This is a genomic window from Paenalcaligenes sp. DL 309, assembly GCF_057475285.1.
Window position 1 is genome coordinate 214,378 of the sequence record NZ_JBYBKW010000003.1, and the last position, 21,431, is coordinate 235,808.

24 protein-coding genes and 1 tRNA gene are annotated in these 21,431 nt (G+C 43.1%); 17 read left to right on the forward strand and 8 right to left on the reverse strand.

What is annotated here, in order from left to right:
* Nucleotides 1–15: 15 nt before the first annotated feature.
* Genes AC2UZJ_RS05785 through tatC form a run of 4 tightly spaced genes read left to right on the forward strand, consistent with a single transcriptional unit; the run spans nucleotide 16 to nucleotide 1,849 of the window.
* Nucleotides 16–384, forward strand: a complete 369-nt coding sequence (locus AC2UZJ_RS05785) for a histidine triad nucleotide-binding protein (protein ID WP_486949172.1) — start codon at nucleotides 16–18, stop codon at nucleotides 382–384.
* 12 nt (nucleotides 385–396) lie between these two features.
* Entirely contained in the window at nucleotides 397–627 is a 231-nt protein-coding gene (gene tatA / locus AC2UZJ_RS05790; RefSeq protein WP_486949173.1) for a Sec-independent protein translocase subunit TatA, read from the forward strand.
* 5 nt (nucleotides 628–632) lie between these two features.
* Nucleotides 633–1,085 (forward strand): Sec-independent protein translocase protein TatB, encoded by a 453-nt coding sequence (gene tatB, locus AC2UZJ_RS05795; RefSeq protein WP_486949174.1) that lies wholly within the window; start codon nucleotides 633–635, stop codon nucleotides 1,083–1,085.
* Nucleotides 1,082–1,849 (forward strand): twin-arginine translocase subunit TatC, encoded by a 768-nt coding sequence (gene tatC, locus AC2UZJ_RS05800; RefSeq protein WP_486949175.1) that lies wholly within the window; start codon nucleotides 1,082–1,084, stop codon nucleotides 1,847–1,849. Before tatB ends, tatC begins: the two co-directional genes overlap by 4 nt.
* Nucleotides 1,850–1,857: 8 nt before the next feature.
* Here the strand turns inward: tatC and AC2UZJ_RS05805 are convergent, their stop codons facing one another.
* Both AC2UZJ_RS05805 and AC2UZJ_RS05810 read right to left on the reverse strand, forming a co-directional pair.
* A complete protein-coding gene (locus AC2UZJ_RS05805) occupies nucleotides 1,858–2,787 on the reverse strand; it encodes an AEC family transporter (protein ID WP_486949176.1) in 930 nt (309 codons plus the stop codon).
* Between the two features lie 3 nt (nucleotides 2,788–2,790).
* Complete coding sequence (locus AC2UZJ_RS05810) at nucleotides 2,791–4,437, reverse strand: NAD-dependent malic enzyme (protein ID WP_486949177.1); 1,647 nt, start codon at nucleotides 4,435–4,437, stop codon at nucleotides 2,791–2,793.
* Nucleotides 4,438–4,611: 174 nt separating this feature from the next.
* On the opposite strand from AC2UZJ_RS05810, the gene sorT reads away from it, so the two are divergent.
* Both sorT and sorU read left to right on the forward strand, forming a co-directional pair.
* Entirely contained in the window at nucleotides 4,612–5,847 is a 1,236-nt protein-coding gene (gene sorT / locus AC2UZJ_RS05815; RefSeq protein WP_486949178.1) for a SorT family sulfite dehydrogenase catalytic subunit, read from the forward strand.
* A gap of 8 nt (nucleotides 5,848–5,855) precedes the next feature.
* On the forward strand, nucleotides 5,856–6,191 hold the full coding sequence (gene sorU / locus AC2UZJ_RS05820) for a SorU family sulfite dehydrogenase c-type cytochrome subunit (RefSeq protein WP_486949179.1): 336 nt from the start codon (nucleotides 5,856–5,858) through the stop codon (nucleotides 6,189–6,191).
* An 82-nt stretch (nucleotides 6,192–6,273) separates the two neighbouring features.
* Here the strand turns inward: sorU and AC2UZJ_RS05825 are convergent, their stop codons facing one another.
* From AC2UZJ_RS05825 to AC2UZJ_RS05845, 5 genes are all read right to left on the reverse strand, one after another.
* Nucleotides 6,274–7,716, reverse strand: coding sequence for an MFS transporter (locus AC2UZJ_RS05825; protein WP_486949180.1), 1,443 nt, complete (start codon nucleotides 7,714–7,716; stop codon nucleotides 6,274–6,276).
* On the reverse strand, nucleotides 7,713–8,792 hold the full coding sequence (locus tag AC2UZJ_RS05830; protein WP_486949181.1) for an MBL fold metallo-hydrolase: 1,080 nt from the start codon (nucleotides 8,790–8,792) through the stop codon (nucleotides 7,713–7,715). The genes AC2UZJ_RS05825 and AC2UZJ_RS05830 overlap by 4 nt, the downstream gene beginning before the upstream one ends.
* A gap of 207 nt (nucleotides 8,793–8,999) precedes the next feature.
* Complete coding sequence (locus AC2UZJ_RS05835) at nucleotides 9,000–9,713, reverse strand: alpha/beta hydrolase family protein (protein ID WP_486949182.1); 714 nt, start codon at nucleotides 9,711–9,713, stop codon at nucleotides 9,000–9,002.
* 43 nt (nucleotides 9,714–9,756) lie between these two features.
* Nucleotides 9,757–10,203 (reverse strand): cupin domain-containing protein, encoded by a 447-nt coding sequence (locus AC2UZJ_RS05840; RefSeq protein ID WP_486949183.1) that lies wholly within the window; start codon nucleotides 10,201–10,203, stop codon nucleotides 9,757–9,759.
* A gap of 91 nt (nucleotides 10,204–10,294) precedes the next feature.
* A complete protein-coding gene (locus AC2UZJ_RS05845) occupies nucleotides 10,295–11,269 on the reverse strand; it encodes an AraC family transcriptional regulator (protein WP_486949184.1) in 975 nt (324 codons plus the stop codon).
* Nucleotides 11,270–11,378: 109 nt separating this feature from the next.
* On the opposite strand from AC2UZJ_RS05845, the gene AC2UZJ_RS05850 reads away from it, so the two are divergent.
* Nucleotides 11,379–12,155, forward strand: coding sequence for a Nif3-like dinuclear metal center hexameric protein (locus AC2UZJ_RS05850; protein ID WP_486949278.1), 777 nt, complete (start codon nucleotides 11,379–11,381; stop codon nucleotides 12,153–12,155).
* A 55-nt stretch (nucleotides 12,156–12,210) separates the two neighbouring features.
* On the opposite strand, the gene mscL is transcribed toward AC2UZJ_RS05850, so the two are convergent.
* Nucleotides 12,211–12,684 (reverse strand): large conductance mechanosensitive channel protein MscL, encoded by a 474-nt coding sequence (gene mscL, locus AC2UZJ_RS05855; RefSeq protein ID WP_486949185.1) that lies wholly within the window; start codon nucleotides 12,682–12,684, stop codon nucleotides 12,211–12,213.
* A 115-nt stretch (nucleotides 12,685–12,799) separates the two neighbouring features.
* Between mscL and petA the strand changes: the two genes are divergently transcribed.
* The 10 genes from petA (at nucleotide 12,800) to AC2UZJ_RS05905 (ending at nucleotide 21,317) form a co-directional block, all read left to right on the forward strand.
* Nucleotides 12,800–13,450 carry a ubiquinol-cytochrome c reductase iron-sulfur subunit gene (gene petA, locus AC2UZJ_RS05860; protein WP_486949186.1) on the forward strand — a complete coding sequence of 217 codons (651 nt, stop codon included), beginning with the start codon at nucleotides 12,800–12,802 and terminating at the stop codon, nucleotides 13,448–13,450.
* 51 nt (nucleotides 13,451–13,501) lie between these two features.
* Nucleotides 13,502–14,890 (forward strand): cytochrome b, encoded by a 1,389-nt coding sequence (locus tag AC2UZJ_RS05865; RefSeq protein ID WP_486949187.1) that lies wholly within the window; start codon nucleotides 13,502–13,504, stop codon nucleotides 14,888–14,890.
* 20 nt (nucleotides 14,891–14,910) lie between these two features.
* Complete coding sequence (locus tag AC2UZJ_RS05870; protein WP_486949188.1) at nucleotides 14,911–15,762, forward strand: cytochrome c1; 852 nt, start codon at nucleotides 14,911–14,913, stop codon at nucleotides 15,760–15,762.
* Between the two features lie 114 nt (nucleotides 15,763–15,876).
* Nucleotides 15,877–16,485: a glutathione S-transferase N-terminal domain-containing protein gene (locus AC2UZJ_RS05875; RefSeq protein ID WP_486949189.1), complete on the forward strand. Its 609-nt coding sequence runs from the start codon at nucleotides 15,877–15,879 to the stop codon at nucleotides 16,483–16,485.
* 1 nt (nucleotide 16,486) lies between these two features.
* Nucleotides 16,487–16,891, forward strand: coding sequence for a ClpXP protease specificity-enhancing factor (locus tag AC2UZJ_RS05880; RefSeq protein ID WP_486949190.1), 405 nt, complete (start codon nucleotides 16,487–16,489; stop codon nucleotides 16,889–16,891).
* A 45-nt stretch (nucleotides 16,892–16,936) separates the two neighbouring features.
* Nucleotides 16,937–17,012 (forward strand) — tRNA-Thr (locus tag AC2UZJ_RS05885).
* 166 nt (nucleotides 17,013–17,178) lie between these two features.
* Nucleotides 17,179–18,462: a GGDEF domain-containing protein gene (locus AC2UZJ_RS05890; RefSeq protein WP_486949191.1), complete on the forward strand. Its 1,284-nt coding sequence runs from the start codon at nucleotides 17,179–17,181 to the stop codon at nucleotides 18,460–18,462.
* Nucleotides 18,463–18,560: 98 nt separating this feature from the next.
* On the forward strand, nucleotides 18,561–19,709 hold the full coding sequence (locus AC2UZJ_RS05895) for a patatin-like phospholipase family protein (protein ID WP_486949192.1): 1,149 nt from the start codon (nucleotides 18,561–18,563) through the stop codon (nucleotides 19,707–19,709).
* Nucleotides 19,710–19,752: 43 nt separating this feature from the next.
* Nucleotides 19,753–20,514: an acetoacetate decarboxylase gene (locus AC2UZJ_RS05900; RefSeq protein WP_486949193.1), complete on the forward strand. Its 762-nt coding sequence runs from the start codon at nucleotides 19,753–19,755 to the stop codon at nucleotides 20,512–20,514.
* Nucleotides 20,515–20,534: 20 nt separating this feature from the next.
* Nucleotides 20,535–21,317 carry a 3-hydroxybutyrate dehydrogenase gene (locus AC2UZJ_RS05905; protein WP_486949194.1) on the forward strand — a complete coding sequence of 261 codons (783 nt, stop codon included), beginning with the start codon at nucleotides 20,535–20,537 and terminating at the stop codon, nucleotides 21,315–21,317.
* Nucleotides 21,318–21,431: the final 114 nt, after the last annotated feature.

The window sequence follows — 21,431 nt, forward strand, 5'->3', positions numbered from 1 at the left end:
AATGGATAAATAAACATGAGTCAAGACTGCTTATTTTGTAAAATCATTGAGGGTAGTATCCCCTCCACTAAAGTTTATGAGGATGATGACTTTCTCGCTTTTAAAGACATTAATCCCGTGGCACCGGTTCATCTTTTATTGATACCAAAGCATCATATCGTCTCTATGCAAAACGTCACCGCAGACGATGCGCCATGGCTAGGTAGGATGATGAGTTTAGTACCTAAAATAGCCACTGAAAATGGCTGCAGACCGGGTGCCAAAGGCGGCTACAGATTAGTAATTAATAGCGGCCAAGATGGCGGTCAAGAAGTTGATCATTTGCATTTACATATTATTGGGGGCCCACGCCCTTGGAAAAAAACCGCAACCGCAGTTGCATAATGGAGGCCCACCATGGGTAGCTTTAGTATTTGGCATTGGCTAGTTGTACTTGTTATTGTTGCACTAGTTTTTGGTACAAAAAAATTACGTAATATAGGTGAAGACTTGGGCGGTGCTGTCAAAGGCTTCAAAAAAGGCATTAATGACGCTCAGTCTGAAGATGATTTACCCCCTAAGCAAGTACCCGACGAAAAAACCGTTGATGTACAAGCTAAAGAAAAACAAGACTCCTCTAGCAGCTAACGCTTATGTTTGATATAAGCTTTAGCGAACTCCTATTTATAGGCATAGTGGCGCTCATTGTGCTTGGCCCAGAGCGTTTGCCACGTGTTGCTCGCACGGTTGGACATATGTTCGGCCGCGCGCAACGCTATATGAATGACGTCAAAAGCGATATCCAACGCGAAATGGACATTGAAGAAATCAGCGACATAAAAAAACAAATGGAAGAAGCGTCTTCATCCATCAAGCAGTCCGTGAATAAATTTGGTGATCAAATTAAAGACCCACTTGCTGAAGCACGGGATGCCGTAAATAACCTAGGCAAAGAGACCGAAAAAGCAGCCAAGTCGCTAGCTGAAAGCAGCACTCCCACAAGTGGCCAAGCAGAGTCTGAACCTAAATCTGAACCTGAACCCAATTCTGAGACACAGCCAAAAATTGAGTCTGATAGCCATAGCCTAGACGGTAAAAAACAATGAGCAACACCCCAATTAACGATACGTTCATCTCACATCTGGTTGAACTACGCACTCGTTTACTCAGAGCTGTAATCAGTGTGTTAGCTGTTTTTATTGTCTTATTTATTTACCCTGGGCCGTCTGTTATCTATGACTTTTTAGCGCAACCCATGTTGGCATCTTTGCCACAGGGTACGCGCATGATTGCTACGGGGGTGATTACGCCTTTTATGGTGCCCGTGAAAGTCACTCTTTTAACATCATTTGTGATTGCGCTGCCTATGGTGTTGTATCAAGCGTGGTCTTTTATAGCCCCGGGGCTCTATATCCATGAAAAACGCTTAGCTCTGCCTTTAATATTCTCTAGCACCTTGCTATTTATTCTGGGTATGGCTTTTAGCTATTTTGTGGTGTTTAAAACCGTATTTAGCTTCATCGCCACCTTTGCGCCTGAGTCTATTACGCCTGCACCTGATATAGAAGCGTACCTCAACTTTGTCATGACTATGTTTATTGCATTCGGCGTAACATTTGAAGTGCCTATTGCGGTAGTCTTATTAGTTAAAACAGGGATGACCACAGTTAAAAAACTGCGTGAAATTCGTGGTTATGTGATTGTGGCTGCTTTTGTGATTGCTGCGATTATCACTCCTCCTGATGTGATCAGCCAGTTTCTCTTAGCTGGCCCCTTATGCTTACTCTATGAGGTAGGGATTATCTGCGCTAATATGCTCAAAAAACCCCTACCTACTGATATAGATGCCGAAACAGAAACTAAAGCCTAGTTAACTCACTAAGCCAACATTTCAGCTATATAAATACCGGTGGTAATAGTCACTAAAGACAGCAGAGTACTTAACAACACAGTACCTGCTGCTGTTTCTGTATAAACATTGTTGCTAATCGCTAATGCCGGCACAGCAGTGGCAGTAGGCAAAATACCAATAATAAATGCCGCTTGTAAGATGCCACCTTCTAAGCCCAGCGCTAAGCCGGCACCCAGTATTAAAGCACCTTGAAGAATGTTTTTAACAAACACATTAAATACAATTTCTTTATTGATTTGAAACTTAATACCAGACAGCAGCAACCCTAAGAAAAACAACGCTACTCCACCCGCTGTTTTACCTAGCTCATCTATAGAGTTTTGAGCAATCTCAGGCAATTTAACACCTGTTATAGCTAGTATCGCGCCCAAAATAGGTAAAATTACTAAAGGCTGCAAAATAGGCTTTAATACCGTTTTTAGCATGCTTCCTTGCCCTTGATGGTCTTTTGGTGCGACTAAGACCATCGTAATAGGCAACACCACTACGGTATAAATGAGATTCCCAATTACCATGGCAATCAAGCCAGATGAGCCCACCACAGCTAAAAGTACGGGCGGCCCACAATAGGCCATATCTGGGAAAGATGCTGATAAAGCCTGCATAGCCGCATCACGACGCTCATGCTTAAATACCCAAAGGCTGGCACCAAAACCCACCACAAAAGTGGCGATTAACCCCACCGCTAATGCTAAAGCATAGTCAGCATTAAACAGTACTTTAGGTGAGGCGGTGGCTGCTGCCAAAAATAATGCAAAAGGCAGGGCAATTTTCACAACAAAATCGGCGAACACCTGAGCAGTATCACGTTTAAAGTAACCAAAGGCACCACATATCCAGCCCACACTAAGGCCCACCACAATGGGCCCTAGTGCCGTTAATATAGTATGAATCATAAATTACATCTCAGTATATTCAGGCGTGTAAGTTTTTTCCTGTATATACGCTACTATATCGGCAGGACGCTCTACGCGGGCAAGGCCATTATCAAATATATACTCTGCTACCTTGGCTGCCACCTGTAGAGAAACAGCTAAAATGTCTTTTTGTGGTGGATAAATTAAGCCCACCTCTAAGTACTTCTCTGTGACCTGCTCAGATAACGCCTGTGCTGCCAAGATAAACATTTCATCTGTCACTCGCGTAGCGGCGGTAGCATAAATGGCCATGCCCATGGCTGGGAATATATATACGTTATTCCCTTGCCCGGGGATAAACAATTGGCCTTTATAATGCACAGGTGGGAAAGGACTACCACTAGCAAACACTGCACGGCCTTCAGACCAAGTATAAGCCTCTTCGGCGGTACACTCTGAATGATCAGTAGGGTTAGAGTACGGGAAGATAATAGGACGCTCATTAATAGCTGCCATAGCTTCAATCACTTGTTGATTAAACGCCTTACCGACCGTGGAGACTCCAATAATAGCGGTAGGTTTGATGCTATTGATTGCAGCTACAAAATCATCAACCGGAGCATGTTTATGGGCAAAGGGCTGTTGAAAGTCTGCTAAATCCGTACGCTCTGATTGTAATAACCCATGTATATCGTAGAACCAGCAACGCTCTAATGCCTCTGCTTCACTTAACCCCTGCATCACCATAGCTTTGACTAATAAACCGGCAATTCCTGTGCCCGCCGTCCCTGCACCAAAAAACAAGAAGCGCTGATCAGTAAGTTTTTCCTTAGTAATGCGTAAGGCGGCGGTAATACCTGCCAAAGCTACAGATGCTGTACCTTGAATATCATCATTAAAACAGCACACTTCATCGCGGTATTTCGCCAAAATAGGAGAAGCATGCGCAAAAGCAAAGTCTTCAAACTGTATACAGGCCAAAGGAAAAACCTTTTGCACTGCGGCCACAAACGCAGCAATAAAGTCATCGTAGGCTTGGCCGGTAACACGCGGCTGCTTTAGCCCTAAATATAAGGGATCATTGAGAAGATCTTGGTTATTCGTCCCCACATCTAGGGTAATAGGTAAGGTCACTTGCGGCGGCACACCGGCACATGCCGTGTATAAAGACAGTTTCCCTATAGGAATGCCCATACCACCAATACCTTGATCACCTAAACCTAAAATACGCTCGCCATCGGTGACCACAATCACACGCACATCGTCTTCTACCCAATTACCCAGCATTTCTTCTAATTGATCTTGACGAGTAATAGGTAAATAAAGACCACGTGGACGGCTAAAAATATGGTCAAATTTTTGGCAAGCTTCACCCACTGTGGGTGTATAAACCAAGGGCATAAAACGGGCTGGATCGCTCATTAACGTTTTGAAGTAAAGTGTTTCGTCATTATCATGCAAAGCCGATAAGTATTCATAACGTTCTAAGTCGCTATTCTTGGCCTCAATCTGGCTAGACACACGTTGTAATCGTTCCTCTTCTGTTTCTACTTTTTCCGGTAATAGACCCAATAAGCCGTATTTTTCTCGATCAGCAATAGAAAACGCGGTCGCTCTATTTAGCTCACTATCATTTAATAAAGTTTCACCACGTTCAATAAATTGTTTACTTTCTTTATTCACCATCATTTTTTTCCTGTAAATTATCTACTCTTGCGTAGCCTAACACTTTCTATAAATGTGCAATGTCATGAATTTTAAAGCGTTATATACTAAAGTTACATCACCTTTAAGATATACTTATTTCGTTTTATACTTTGATTTAAAACAAACAAATATTAAAAACTACACACTAGGTGACATATGAAACCAATTAATTTATCACGACGCAGCTTACTCACCACTACAGGCGGTGCCATCGGTCTAGCTTCGGTAGGGGCACTTGGAGCCTTAACCCCGGCAGCTAAAGCCCTTGCAGACACCACCAAAGACAGCAGCGACGCAGCTAAATTATTACCAGACTACGCTAAATGGAAAAATGCAGATAGCTTAATTATTCATAGTGCTAATACTATGGAAACCAAACGCTCTGCTTTTGGTAGCGGTGTTATTACTCCACTAGACCGTCTTTTTGTGCGTAATAACATCACTCCACCTAGCGAAGACATTGTTGCAGATCCTGATGCCTGGGAGCTGCAAATCGAAGGCGTTAAAAAGCCCGCCACTCTCAGTGTGGCTGAGTTAAAAACACTTGGTATGACTTCAGTGGCTATGGTGTTGCAGTGCTCCGGTAATGGCCGTGCCTTCTTTCCTTCTAAGCCCAGTGGCACGCAATGGTCTGTAGGAGCAGCTGGCTGTGTAGTCTTTACCGGTGTACCCGTTAAAGATGTATTAGATCACGTAGGAGGCATGGATAGCTCCGCTAAATACATGACGAGTACCGGTGGTGAACCCATTCCTGATGGTTTAGACCCTAACATGATTCAAGTAGAGCGTTCCGTACCTCTAGAAGCCGTAGAAAATGCTCTGTTAGCTTGGGAAATTAACGGTGAACCCATTCCTTTAGCACACGGTGGTCCATTACGTATGGTGGTGCCGGGTTACACGGGTGTGAATAACATCAAATACGTGAAACGTTTAGCCTTTACCGAAGATCAGTCTGCGGCCAATATTCAACAGTCCAGCTACCGCTTAGCGCCTCTTGGTGAAAAAGGTGATCCAACCGAGCACGCCTCCGCTTGGGAAATGCCCGTTAAATCTTGGGTCACTTACCCTGGCAGCGAAAACGACAAAATCAAAGCCGGTAAGGTGCAAATTCAAGGCTTAGCCATGGGCGGCACGTCTGAGGTAACAGGCGTAGAAGTTTCTACAGATGGCGGTAAAAACTGGCAAAAAGCCGAGTTTATTGGTCCAGATTTAGGTCCTTTCGCTTGGCGTCAATTTGTACTGTCCACAGACTTGAAAGCTGGCACCTATGATATTACTAGTCGCGCTACTAATAAAGCAGGTGACACTCAGCCTAAAGACCGTATGGAAAATAACCGCGGCTACCTAAACAATAGCTGGGATGATCACATGTTAACGATTACGGTGGCTTAAGAAACATCATGCAGAAACTAGTTACAACATTCGCTTTTTCTTTAGCTATTGCAGTTACTAGCGCTACCGCATTGGCTTCTTCCGATGCTGCAGAGCTAGAAATAGGAAAAACGCTATTTATAGGTGGTGCACAGCCCATAGCTTGTTCTGTTTGTCATACTCTAGATGACGCAGGTACTACAGGCACCATTGGGCCTAACTTGGACGAATTACAGCCTGATGCGGATCGTATTCGTAAAACCATGATGGAAGGCATGGGTGCTATGCCTTCTTTTGCGGACAGTCTTGATGAGTCTCAACGTGAAGCGATTATTAATTACGTCATACACGCCACAAATCAATAAATAGACCTAAATAAAAAAGAAGCAGTTTTTACTGCTTCTTTTTTTAACTGTAGCGTTTATTAACGCTAGTAATCGCTTCACTTTAAGAGTTTAAGTTATTTGATTCTTCTGTATGTAAGTTTTTTAACAATGCATCTGGGTTTAAGCACATAAAACTTAATGCTCCTAATGTCATTAAGTAGATGCCAATAAACCAAAATGCGCTATTCATGCCAGTTGCTAAAGCTGATTTAGCAGCTATTGAACTCAGATCAATATTAGCGGTAAAACCGGCATTTTGCATCAAATAGCCCACCATAATGGGGGCGACTACTCCACCAAAAGACGCTAAACCCGTTACCATTGCCATCACTGCCGCACGTTGTCGTGCACCTACTGAATATGCCACCAAGGTAGGTGCCAGAGGAAAGATTAAGGCCAAGCCTGCCGCTACAGTTAAACATAACACTGCTGTATAACCCGTAACTGAAGGCAGCAAAGCAAAGAAAAAACCTGAAAGCGCCAAAGTCACACTAAATAAAGAGGCTAACCCCCAACGCACTGAAATACCGCGGCGCATAACAAACCTAGATACCCACCCGAGTAAAAATAAGGTCATAGCTCCCATTAGCCAAGGCAGAGTAGAAATCAAACCGATCATTTCAGGAGAAAGCTCCACCACTGACTTTAAATACTTAGGAGACCACGTTGTTAAAAAACCTTGCGCCCAAAAGCAACCAGCACCCGCAAAGGTTGCAACTAAAAAAGTCGGAGATCGCAATAACGCTAATAGCTTTACGTCTGGTAAATAATTACTCAAAGTAGATAATGACTCATCTTTTGAATCTACGTTGGAGTTTGACACTGATTTTTTTTCCACCGCTGCTGCGGCTCTTTGGCGTGTGGTTTTTTGCCCATGAGCACTGTAAGGACCTTCTTTACATACTATTAACCAAAGTATGCTCCACACTAAACCCACCATACCTAAAAAACCAAAGGCCCAACGCCAACCCCACTCAGGGTGAGCAATAATCCAAGCTAGTACAGGAGCCGCCACTAAGGGGCCCATCGTAGACCCCATTGCTACCCAACTACTAGGCAGAGCCCTATCAGTGGCAGGAAACCACCCTTGGGCATGTTGCAAAGATATGGGGGTAGCTGGACCTTCAGCTGCTCCCAAAATAATACGTGTCACTAAAAGCATAGTCACACCACCACCCAGCAACATGGGAAACTGCAAGACTGCCCACGCTAACCCCATGCTTAAAATAATCCAGCGTGAAGGTATATATCCTGCTAAAAATCCAACTAAAATAGCGGTTATAGCAAACAAAAAGAAAAAAGCCCCCCCTATAAAACCAAACTGACTGGCTGAAAGACCCAGTTCTCGCATAGCTGGTTCTGCAACTAAACCTAAAACCGCCTTGTCTGCAAAATTGACCATTTGAAAAATAACCAACATACCCACAATGATCCAAGCACGGTGCTTATCCAAAAAAGAAATCTTCGGTTTTTTCTCTATCCGATCTACGGTAATGGTATTCATAGCATCACCTCTTTTTGTCGAATTTCTTCAATCTCTTTAACTTCTTCGAGCTCAGTTTCCTGTTTAGTTCGAGGCTTAATGACAAAAACATCATTATCTTCTGCTATATTTACCTCGCCCGAAAAATCTCGTTCCGCCGTATTCTGCATCTTCACTAAATCAGCCGCAAAAGGAACATTAGGCACAATATGGTGTAAAACTAGCTGCTTCACCCGAGCTTTAGCCGCTACTTTCCCTACCACTTCATAAGAGGTATGCGATTCTTCTAAGTGAATAGCGATTCCCTCGCGAGTAGGACCTGCAGGTAAGGTACTTAAGATTGCTTCTAAATCTATGACTTCATGGAGCAAAATATCTGCCCCTTGCGCTAAGCGTATACAGTTCTCGGAATAAGTGGTATCACCAGAAACCACAATAGAACCATATTTTGAGTCAAACCTAAAACCAAAAGCCGGATAACACAAACGATGATCTACTAAAATGGCACTCACTGTCACTTTTTCATCTTCATAAATCACAAAAGGATCCATGGTGGGATGACGCGCATGAATAGGGTCTGCACCTGCATGAACAGGTACTTCAATATCATGTGCCTTTATCCAGTTATACGGACTTGCCCTACCTTCATCCGCCATACGTATAACAATATCTGAGGCATATACCTTATCAATTAAGGCGTGCACAATCTCTTTGGTACCTGTCATAGCATGGCCAGCCACGCAGCAACTCACTTCCGCTAAATGCGCCTCACTCAAGGCGGGTATTTTCTCAGGCTTAGCAGGCCCATACACTTGCACCTCATGTTCGAATGACTCCCCCGGCACTTGCCACCCCGTGAGCAAATAAGAACCTAAATCATAAATGTGATCTGAGTGATGATGAGTTAAAAAAATACCTCGTAAACTTTCCCAACCTAGATGACGACGATAATTACGAATGCTCCCCATTCCGCAATCCACAATATAGGTGGCATCATCCACACAAATTGCGGTGGATGTCCCTGCTCGGGTTGCTGAAACAATGGGACCACCACCTGTACCTAATGTAATAGCACGCATGCCTTTAATTTGCTTCATAGTCTGTCTCCTCATTTATGGGATTTTTTCATTTATGTATGTATGTATGTCTTTGTTTTATTTACAATACTTAAATTAAAGCTAGGCTTCTATACACTTTTTTGACTTTCACTATGTCTTTTTTCAGGTTTTGAAGACATAGGCATAAAAAAAGCGACTTAATGATTAAGTCGCTGATAATAAATAGAAAAACTATTTTTTAATTATTTATTTATCCATATAAGCCAGAAATCGTGGCCATATTTCACACTGGGGATTGATAATAAAAAAGTGATCTAAATCCTCAATCTTCCAATACTCTACCTTTTCATTTTTAGCTTTTCTTGTTTGTACAAAATCATCTGAATGAGCTAAAGGAACGCGCTGATCCTCTATCCCATGTATTACTAATATCGTTGATGCTAAGGAATCTTGATGAATCGGTGAAGCTTGCTGATTCACACCTTCTGTAATCTCGCCAAAAAAAGCCTGTGCCGCATTTTCACCTAAACCTTCTTCATGAGTGCGTTTTACGTCTGTTACAGGTGCTAAAGCCACTACCAAATCTTGTAATTCTGCAGCTAAAAGCACTAATTGCCCGCCTACTGAATGGCCTATGCCCGTCAAAGGGGTTTTAATGCCTTGTTGGGCTGCATACTGCCGTATTTGAGTAAAAGCCTGTTTTACATCTTGAATAATCACCGGCCAAGCACCACCACAATCAGCACGCCTGTATTCAATATTTGCGACTGCATAACCATGTTGTAAAAAATAAGCAGCTAAAGGGTGCATTTGCTCTAATTTATGGGCTTGGCGCCAAAAACCACCATGCACCAGCACAATGAGTCCTTTCGGTGATGTGGTGGAGCTTTCTGCATACCATTCAAAAAACTGTTCATTGGCATCACCATATTTAATTATTTTTGCTTCCACCATCATCATTAATCACTTAAAAAATTAATTATTGAATTATTTGAATTTCTGTTTAAATTCGAGCAAAGAAATCGGGAACTTTCTCAGGCTCAGCAAAGAAAATATCTCGCACTAGCGAAAGCTCTACCACTTCTTGAGGGTCTTTAACTTCATGCAATTCCTCAAAAAGAGTGGATAACTGCCCAGCTGGACTCACCCAGAACAGCGCTCTACCCGGCCCTTTAGTTTCACAGACTCTATAACCATGCACAGACCCTTGAGGCCAACACACGCTATCACCCGCTTGAACAGTAGACCATTTACCGTCCATAAAGAGCTCGTACTCACCCTCTAGAACATATATATGTTCATCTTGATCGCCGTGGCTGTGGGGAGGCACAAAAGTACCTGAAGGATCAAAAGCTACCCAAGCATAACAATCTTCAGTATCTATACGTGGGGTGTATTCATGACCAAGAACATTCCAAAAATGCTCTTTCTGTTGATTTTCATTTTGCATTGTTATCTCCTCTAGATGTATTTATTCTTATTCTGTATTATCTTGTCCGAAGAGAATATGCATGTTTTCTACTTTCACTATGCATATTTTTTCAATTCAAAACACGAGCTAGGGTTTGGGAGGGCAACTCTTGATAACGCGCTTTATAATCTTGAGAAAATCGACCTAGTTGGCTAAACCCATAATCCAAAGCAATAGCTGAAATTTTTTCATTAGGTCTGGCTTGTAATAAACGTTTACGTACTTCCTCTAACTTGAGCGCTTTAAAATAAGCCATAGGTGACATCTGATAATAGGTGTGAAAATCTCTATAAAGCCTTTCCCTAGAGACACCTGCTATTTTCTCTAAATCACTCAAACTAAGTTTTTCCATCAAGGAAATTCTCATCTTCTTTTCTAAAACTGCCAAATACTTAGGACGATCTTGAGGATCTAATAATTGCTCTGAATAGTTATGGGACTGCATATAGAGCAAACTTTTAATAAGCGCTTGCTCTAAGGGCTGCCACAATTTTTGTTGGCCTATTAAGCTTTGAGGACAGTCCAATAAGGGTTGTAACTGCTGAAACAACTCAAACCATGCTTTAACAGGACCTGAAAAATCCATCATGGGATCAAAAATGAGAGGTTTTTCTAAAGGCCTGTGTAATAACTGACGCACACACTCTTCAAGCGCAAACCGAGAAATTCGCAACATTCTTTTTTCACAATCCTCAGATAAGGTCATAGAAAAAGACATGTCAGGCGACAAAACCACACCTACTTCTGGTGTGGAAACAAATTGCTGCTGCTCACAACTTATAAGCTGATCACCTTTTAAGGGAATACCGATACAGTAACTTTGCTTTAGATTTTGCGCGCTGATGGTTACCTCTGTAGAATATTTAATATACCCAGTAGCCACGTGACCTACCTCCGTACCCTGATGTTTAAAATCAAGAGCATGCAGACTATTTACTGTTAACTGATGGGGGCCATTAACACGCCGCATCCATTCTTTTGCTTCAATGGGTCTTTGACTTTGGATTGCAAAGTGTCTTCTAGGTACTGGATTTATTGTTTCCACAAGCCCCCTCCTTTCTCATTAAATAGCATACTTATAGAGAGTGGCATATACTTTAATTCTAAACAATCAGTACTCACCCTATTCTCTTTTTATTATTATTTTCATGAGCATACCTTCTATTTCTTCTACTCAGCTTTTGTCTTGGTTAGATGACTATTTAAACAGCCATCAATTTAAAGACTATAGCCCTAATGGCTTACAGGTAGAGGGAACCTCTACCGTCAGACACATAGTCACAGGCGTTACCGCATCCCAAGCGCTCTTAGAGGCTGCAGTAGAGCTCGGAGCAGACACAGTGCTGGTACATCATGGTTGGTTTTGGAAAAATGAAGACCAGCGTATTCGTGGTATGAAAAAAAAGCGTCTTGCCTTTGCTCTTAAACACAATCTTAATATTTTTGCTTATCACTTACCTTTAGACGCACATCCGGTAGTAGGCAATAACAGTCAACTAGCAAAGCTTTTAGGCTTTACTCAAGATATAGATGCTGATGGCAACCCTCTCGGCATTGGACCAGGCAATCTTATACAAACCGGTTATTTAGAAACGCCTAAAACCTTAGAGCAAGTCGCAAAAGATATTGCTACACAGTTACAACGTGAACCGCTTGTTGTAGGAAACGCACAGCAAATTATACGTAGTCTCGCGTGGTGTACAGGTGGTGCGCAAGGTTTTATGGCCGATGCCATTGATGCCAATGTAGACCTTTACATTAGTGGTGAAGCCTCAGAACCCACCTACCATTACGCCCAAGAAACCAACACGGCTTATATTGGAGCAGGCCATCACGCCACTGAACGCTATGGCGTGAAGGCCTTGGGTGAAAAAATTGCTGAACAATTCGACCTTAAAGTGAGCTTTTTGGACATAAACAACCCCATTTAGCCTAATAACATTCTTAGTAGACGGGCTTTAAGGTACAATTATCGCAATTAAATAGTTAGACATTTTTGTTTTTTAAGGCATCACGAATTTCACGCAAGAGTTGAATATCTTCAGGAGTAGGCGCTGGTTCTGCTGGTGCAGCCTCTGAAGCTTTCTGGGCTTGAGCTGTACGGCGCATGCGGTTAATACCTTTAACCATTAAAAAGACCACAAAAGCCAACAAAATAAAGTTGATAAAAATGGTCAGGAAATTGCCCCAAGACAGTACCACAGCTCCAGCAGCATTTAACTCTTCTAGCGTACGCGGGCCACTATAGCCTTCAGGAATACGTAATACGGTAAATCTATTAGCAAAATCAACCTCACCACCAAGGATAAAGCTAATAATTGGCATAATCACATCCTTTACTAATGAGTCAATGATTTTGCTAAAAGCACCGCCAATTATTACCCCTACGGCGAGGTCAATCATATTACCTTTAATGGCAAACTCGCGAAATTCATTAAAAAAACTAGTGGTTTTACTCATATAAGCCTCTTTTGATGATGTCTCTAAAAATTTGGTAATATATACGCTGTTATAAATAACACCTATGCCAACTTTATTTGGTGAGCCCTTAGTGGGCAGAAATAAGGATACTAGAATGAGTCAGGATACGACACAACCCCACAAAGACGAAGCGGAAAAAAAACCTTCCATTCTTCCTTCCGACCCTTCGCGCCGCTTATGGGTAACTACAGCTTGTGCGGTTGGTGGTGTCGCCGGTGTGGCAACTGCGGTCCCCTTTGTGGGCTCATTTGCCCCTTCGGCTAAAGCCCGCGCAGCCGGCGCTCCGGTAGAGGTAGATATCGCCACCATGGTTCCCGGAGAGTTACGTACCGTAGAGTGGCGTGGTAATCCCATTTGGATTATGCATCGCACAGAAGCCCAGCTTAAAGAATTACCTAAAAATGATCCAGAGCTGGCCGATCCAAACTCCACTCGCCCTGGATTTACACCAGCTTATGCGCAAAATGAATACAGATCGCGTCGTCCAGAGATTTTTGTATGTATAGGGATTTGCACTCACTTAGGTTGCTCTCCAACCCCCAAGCTTTCTACAGGCGCACAACCCGGCTTACCTAGTGACTGGCCCGGTGGCTTCTTATGCCCATGTCATGGCTCTACGTTTGATCTAGCAGGCCGTGTGTATGCAAACAAACCCGCTCCCGATAATCTAGAGATTCCACCTTACGAGTTCTCTGCAGATGGCACACGTGTCATTATCGGTGTGGACGAAGACAACAAAGCCTAAAACTAAAACCATACGTCGCTGAACTGACTACATCATTAAAGGAGCCGTTTCATGGCTGGCGAGAAAACCGTCGAAACGACAGGACTACTAGGGTGGATTGATAGACGTTTCCCCCTAAGCTCTATGTACAAAGAGCATATGTCTGAATATTACGCACCAAAAAACTTTAATTTTTGGTATTTTTTTGGTTCATTAGCATTACTTGTTCTGGTCATTCAAATTGTGTCCGGAATTTTCCTCGTAATGAACTATAAACCTGACGCTGCCTACGCATTTACGTCAGTAGAATATATTATGCGCGAAGTGCCAGGAGGTTGGTTCATTCGCTATATGCACTCTACTGGGGCCTCGATGTTCTTTGTAGTGGTGTATTTACACATGCTACGCGGCTTATTTTATGGTTCATACCGCAAGCCACGCGAACTAGTATGGGTCTTCGGCGTGGCTATTTTCCTCTGTTTAATGGCTGAAGCCTTCTTGGGCTATCTATTACCTTGGGGTCAGATGTCTTACTGGGGTGCACAGGTTATTGTAAACTTGTTTGCCGCTATCCCTTTTATTGGTCCTGAGCTAGCCATTTGGATTCGTGGTGATTATGTGGTGTCTGATGCCACGCTAAATCGCTTCTTTGCCTTGCACGTAATAGCTATTCCTCTAGTCCTTATAGGTTTAGTGGTGGCTCATTTAATTGCTTTACACGAAGTGGGGTCCAATAACCCAGACGGGATTGAAATTAAAGACGGTCCTAAAGATGAAAACGGTATCCCTTTAGATGCTGTACCATTCCATCCTTTTTACACAGTACATGACGTTTTAGGCGTAGCGGGCTTTCTGATTGTTTTTGCTGCTATTGTGTTTTTTGCCCCTGAGATGGGTGGGTATTTCTTGGAGTTTAATAACTTCACTCCTGCCGACCCCATGAAAACACCGCCTCACATTGCTCCTGTTTGGTATTTCACGCCTTTTTATTCTATGTTGCGTGCCACCACAGATGACTTCACTTGGATAATGGCCGGCGCAGCTATATTAGGAGCAATAGTCATTGGTTTGCAATCGTCTTTAAAAGGCAAAACACGCTTAATTGCTGCGGTGATTCTTATCGCTTGTGCGGTTGCTTTTAAAGTGTTTGATGCCAAATTCTGGGGTGTAGTCTCCATGGGTGGCGCAGTAGTTATCTTGTTCTTCTTACCTTGGCTAGACAATAGCCCAGTGAAGTCCATTCGCTATCGTCCTACATGGCATAAATTCCTCTACGCAATTTTTATTGTGAACTTCGTAATCCTTGGGTATTTGGGCACACAACCACCAAATGACTTATTCAACTTGCTCAGCCAGATAGGCACAGTTATTTACCTTGCCTTCTTCTTCCTGATGCCTATTTGGAGTCAAATTGGCACTTTTAAGCCAGTCCCCGAGCGCTTAACCTTTCGCGCACACTAAGGACATTCTCGACACGGAATATGACCATGATTAAAAAAATCCTTGGCGCTCTGGCACTCACTGTATTTTTTAGCGGTACAGCAGTACATGCTGAAGAGTACGTTATTGAAAGCGCTCCTAATCTGATTACAGACTTACCTGCTTTACAAAATGGTGCTAAGCTTTTTGTAAACTATTGCTTAAACTGTCATAGTGCAAATTCCATGCGCTATAATAAGCTTACCGAGCTAGGTATTACCGAAGAAGAAATCAAGAAAAACTTGCTTTTCTCTGCTGATAAAGTAGGTGATACCATGTCTATTGCCATGCGTGTAGAAGACGGTAATAAATGGTTTGGTGCTGCGCCACCTGATTTATCCGTTATTGCACGTGCTAAATCGGTAAACTTAGGTGCTAGCGGTACAGACTATATTTACTCCTACCTACGCACTTTCTACCGCGATGTTTCTCGCCCTACTGGCTGGAACAACTTGGTTTATCCAAGTGTGGCTATGCCTCACGTTATGTGGAAAGAGCAAGGTCCGGTTGCTATGCAAAACGTCAAAATTGCTAAAGAAGAACTTGATGGCAAAGAGCAATGGGTACGCACTACCACTACCTTTAACCAACATGGTTTCCAAGAGGTAGACGTAGAGCCGTTAAGTGACTACTCTGGTCCTGCCACTGAATCAAGTCTTATCGTGCCTTTAGATGAGGAGCGTCAATTACAATTTGATAAAGACGTAGCTGATCTAAGCAACTTTTTAGGCTGGATGGCTGAACCTGTACAAACACTGCGCAAACAGATTGGTGTAGGCGTGATGTTATTCTTATTTTTCTTCTTCTTTGTGGCTTGGCGTTTAAACAAGTCTTACTGGAAAGACGTTAAATAACATCACCTAAACACCCTTTCTTTTCATGTGCGTGCCTGCTCCTTTTTAGAGCAGGCCGCATTTCCGTTTAAGCCTTCTGGCTTTTTTGATTTTTTCACGACTGGAATCCATACTATGATGGTGCTCTACTCTGGAACCACTTGCCCCTTTTCACAGCGTTGTAGATTTGTGCTGTTTGAAAAAGGCATGGACTTCGAGGTTCGCGATATCGACTTGTACAACAAGCCTGAAGATATCTCGGTGATGAACCCTTACGGCCAGGTGCCTATTCTGGTCGAGCGCGAACTCATTTTGTACGAGTCTAATATCATTAATGAATACATTGATGAACGCTTCCCGCATCCGCAGCTTATGCCTGCAGATCCCACCATGCGTGCTCGTACCCGATTATTTCTATTTAGCTTCGAGCAAGAGCTCTTTTCCCAAGTTGCAGCCTTAGAAGACCGCAATCAAGCTGATGCTAAAACACAAGAGCAAGCGCGTCAAAAAATTCGTGATGGCTTGTCTTTAATTGCTCCTATTTTGGCAAAAAACAAATATTTACTCGGCGAAGAGTTCTCCATGCTAGATGTGGCACTGGCTCCTCTACTATGGCGCTTAGATCACTACGGCATCGAATTACCTAAGTCTGCTGCTCCTATTCAAAAATACGGTGAGCGTGTATTTTCACGCCCTGCCTTTATCGAAGCGCTCACCCCTTCTGAAAAAGTGATGCGTCGTTAATATGCCTGAAAGTTCTACCAAACCCTATTTATTACGTGCTCTACATGAGTGGTGTACCGACAAAGGCTACACCCCCCATATAGTGGTGCAAGTAGACGAAAATACGGCTGTGCCTGTAGCTCATATTCAAGATGGTCAAATCACCCTTAACATTGGTTTGTTAGCCACTAATCAATTAGTTTTAGGTAATGAATACATTGAATTTCAAGCAAGATTTAACGGCGTTACAGAAGATGTTTTTGTTCCTGTAGCAGCCGTTTCAGCCATATTTGCACGTGAAACCGGTACTGGCATGGGGTTTGAAGTTAGTCCCTCTGCAGCCTATGATGCTGATACCAACACAGAAGGAGACTCAGACCCTGATGATACGCCACCAGATAGAGGACACTTACGCATCGTAAAATAATGGTTGCTTTTTTCTAAAAGCCCACCTATAATATTATCTTAGTTAGCCGGCTTAGCTCAGTTGGTAGAGCAGCGCACTTGTAATGCGAAGGTCGAGGGTTCAACTCCTTTAGCCGGCACCAAAATTTAAAAAGGCCACCTATTTATTTAGGTGGCCTTTTTTTATGGGTATACTTCTGAAAACAACTTTTTAGATACCATTCCCATTTTCTTATGAAACGGTGCTGCTCAATCCCCCTTCTAGGCAATTATTTTGCACTTTTATTGTGTACTACTTTCAGTATCTTTTTGAGCAGCGGGGCAATCGCTTCACATAACACACAAAACATTCAATTACTGCAACCGGTAGAAATCAGTGCTGAGTTAAAAGCTGAACTTCAAACCCTGTTGCCCCTGAAAGTCCTATCCGTAAATGCACCGCCCTTATCTCGTTACGATGAAAAAACACAAACCTATCATGGTATAGGTATTGAGATTTTTCACTTTATCGCCAACGAGCTTGATTTGAGTTTTGAAATTATAGCGGGACGCGATCAAACCGTAGCCGATAAGATACGACAAGTCCAAGAAGGAGAGGCCGATGTATTTATCCCCTTGAGCTATTCACAAGCGCGCGCACAACATGGGTTATTCTCCGACCCTTACTACGAAAGCTACTATACCGTCATCGCTCCTAACGATAAAAACATATCTGTGCGTAATCCACAGGACTTAACTAAGTATCAAGTAGGATTTATAGAAGGCGTCTCTTTTCAACCTATACTTGAATCCCTCGTTCCTTCCACTCAGCTACACGCTTATAACCAAACAACGAGCGATGGACTATTTCAAGCTGTACGTAAGGGTGAAATAGACATGGCTGTTTTTAATCAGCGCATTTTTACAGAAAAGCGCTATAGTCGAGAATACCTTGATCTTGAAGCTATTTATACCTTCCATGAGTATCCAAGAAGTTATGGTTATTACTTTAATCAATCACCGGCACATGAACGACTAGTCGAAGTCTTTAATCTTTATCTAGCAGCCATGGATATCTCTGCCTCTGTTATGTTTCACGAAAGAGGTGAACGTACTTTTTTTGAGCGCTACATAACACAACGTAATCAACGAGTCTTACTTTTAGTAGCTGTTGGGGGCACAGGGCAACCTCTCAGTTTACTCCTCTTAGATCTGGATCATTTCAAGTGTGTAAATGATCATTATGGTCATGCAGTTGGCGACGACTACTTGCGTACCATCGCTAATACTTTAAAAAAACATGTCGCTCGTTCAACAGATTTGGTAGCACGTCATGGAGGTGAAGAGTTCGCATGCTTGTTAACCGATACCAAACCTGATGGCGCTCTGAAGGTGGCCAAACGAATCAACCATGAAATTGCGAAACTAAGACTGCCTAATGTGGTGGCAGACCCTCCTTATGTCACGTTGAGTATAGGCGTAGCTACTGTGATTAACGGTGATCCCGGCATAAAAGAACTATTTACACAAGCAGACTCCCAACTTTACATAGCCAAAAACTTGGGCCGCAATAAAATACGCGCCATTGTCATTGAAAGCAACACAAAAAACTAACCCTCTTCCCCTGTCAGGAATCGTCAACTCCATTGCCTAAGCCCGTCAAAATACGCTATTGTGGATTAATCGCTTTCAAATTGATTTAGGTGCTTACAATGAATAAAAAACCTCCCTTTGAGGCTGTAGCATTACTTTTGCAAGGTGGCGGTGCGCTGGGCTCATACCAAGCCGGTGTGTATGAAGCCTTAGCTGAAGTGGATTTACACCCAAACTGGGTGGCTGGTATTTCAATTGGGGCTATTAACTCAGCACTCATCGCTGGTAATGCACCAGAAAATCGAGTGGCAGCTTTACGTGAATTCTGGGAGTTAATTACTACTCCTTCCTTAATTCCTTCTACCTTACTCACGTCTCTAACAAATCACTACGGTAGTGATGATGACCTGATTCGCGGCTGGATCAATCAAATGTCAGGCCTAAGCACCATGATGTACGGGGCCGCAGGTTTTTTTCGTCCACGTGCACTACCTCCCTTTTTGGCGCCAAATTCCACTAAAGGTGCCCTCAGTTTTTACGACACCAAACCCCTACACGAAACCTTAGAGCGGCTAGTGGATTTTGATCGTATTAATGACGGTCATATGCGTTTTAGCGTGGGTGCCGTTAATGTGCGTACGGGTAACTTCGAATATTTTGATACCACCACCCATACCATTGATGCCCGCCATGTGATGGCTAGTGGCTCCTTGCCACCAGGTTTTCCTGCGGTAGAGATTGATGGTGAATCCTACTGGGACGGTGGTGTAGTCTCTAATACGCCTTTACAGTGGGTGTTAGACAGCAAACCACGCCAAGACACCTTGGCTTTCCAAGTTGATCTCTGGAGCGCTATTGGCGACTACCCCCGAGACCTCACAAGCCAAGACGTCAGACTCAAAGATATACGCTTCTCTAGTCGTACGCGCCAAAACACGGATCAATTCCGTAAAGAGCAAACCTTGCGCCGCGCCCTAGCACACCTCGCTGAACAACTACCAGCAGATATCAGCTTCGAAAACAATGAAGAAATACAAAAGCTCTTAGCTGAGGCTGATGACAAGGTTTATAACATTGCCCACCTCATCTATAGAGCCAAAGGCTATGAGGGTGATAGTAAAGATTACGAATTCTCCCGTGCCAGTATGGAAGATCATTGGGCTGCAGGTTATGAAGATACGGTAAAAACACTCAAACACCCCGAGGTGCTGCAGCGCCCTACAAGCCCTGATGGTTTGGGTATTTTTGATTTGTCAGAATTTAGATAATCAAAAAATCACAAATTCATAAACTCATAAAGGAGTTAACTAGATGAAAATCGCAGATGTACGTAATGCACTCGCTATGCCGCTAACAAATCCGGCTTATCCAAAGCCTCCTTATAAGTTCTATAACCGTGAGTTCTTTGTTATTACTTACCGTACAGACCCAGAACTGCTACGTGCTGTGGTGCCTGAACCATTAGAAGTAATAGGTGACACCGTCTCTTACGAATTTATCCGTATGCCCGACTCCACCGGCTTTGGTGATTACACAGAAACTGGACAAGTCATTCCTGTACGTTTCACTACCGAATCAGGGGAAGTACAAGAAGGCAGCTACGTACATGCTATGTACCTAGATGATAACGCCCCTATCGCAGGTGGCCGGGAGATCTGGGGCTTTCCCAAAAAGCTCGCTACGCCTGTTTTAAAACATGAACAAGAAACTTTAGTAGGCACATTACACTACGGCTCAGAGCTGTGTGTGACGGCTACTATGGGCTATAAGCATCGTGAGTTAGAGTTAGCACCGCTTGCCAAAGCCATGGAAAAACCCGCTTTCATGGTGAAAATTATCCCTCACGTAGATTGCACTCCGCGCATTTGTGAGCTAGTACGCTATTACATGGAAGACATTACCCTGAAAGGCGCATGGGAAGGTCCTGCAGCTCTACAGTTTTTTGACCATGTAATGTGTGATGTGGCTCGATTACCGGTACATGAAGTGGTAAATGCTAAGCATTACATCGCTGATATCACGCTAGGTTTAGGTGAAGTGGTTTTTGATTATTTAGCTGAAGAAAACAAATAAACATCTATAAGGAAAAAGTTATGGCTCGTTTTGACAAGCAAGTTGCTATTATCACAGGTTCTGCCAGCGGCATAGGTAAAGAGATCGCGCTCCGTTTTGCTGCTGAAGGTGGGATTGCTGTTATTGCCGACTTAAATCTGGCTGCTGCCCAAACTACTGCCGATGAAATCAAAGCCACAGGCGCTGAATCTTATGCGGTAGAAATGAACGTAACCGATGAGGCGCAAGTTAATAAAGCGGTAGACGAAGTCGCAGAAAAATTCGGTAAGATTGACATTCTAGTGAGCAATGCTGGTATACAAACCGTTCATCCACTCGTTGATTTCCCCTTTGATCAGTGGAAAAAACTGCTTTCTATTCACCTAGATGGTGCTTTTCTTACCACCCGCGCCTGCCTGAAACACATGTATAAAGCCAATTTTGGTCGTGTGATTTACATGGGATCCGTACACTCCAAAGAAGGCTCTAAACTAAAAGCCCCTTATGTGACGGCTAAACACGGCCTAATCGGTTTATCTAAAGTGCTTGCCAAAGAAGGCGCTGAGCATAACGTTACCTCAAACGTAGTGTGCCCTGGCTTTGTACGCACACCTTTAGTAGAAAAACAGATTCCAGAACAAGCTCAAGAGTTAGGTATTACTGAAGACGAAGTGATCAAAAACGTGATGCTTAAAGACACCATTGATGGCCAATTTACTACCACTGATGATGTGGCGGATGCCGTTTTATTCTTTGCCTCTGCGAAGAGCAATGTGATGTCAGGCCAATCACTGATTGTAAGTCACGGTTGGGGCATGGAATAACTATATAGTTTTACGTTTTATCAACTTATAATTTCAGTTGAATTAAAGGGCTTATGGTGCAATGCCATAAGCCCTTTTTTGATGTTATTGCAGAGCATTTTCCTCTTAGTGCTA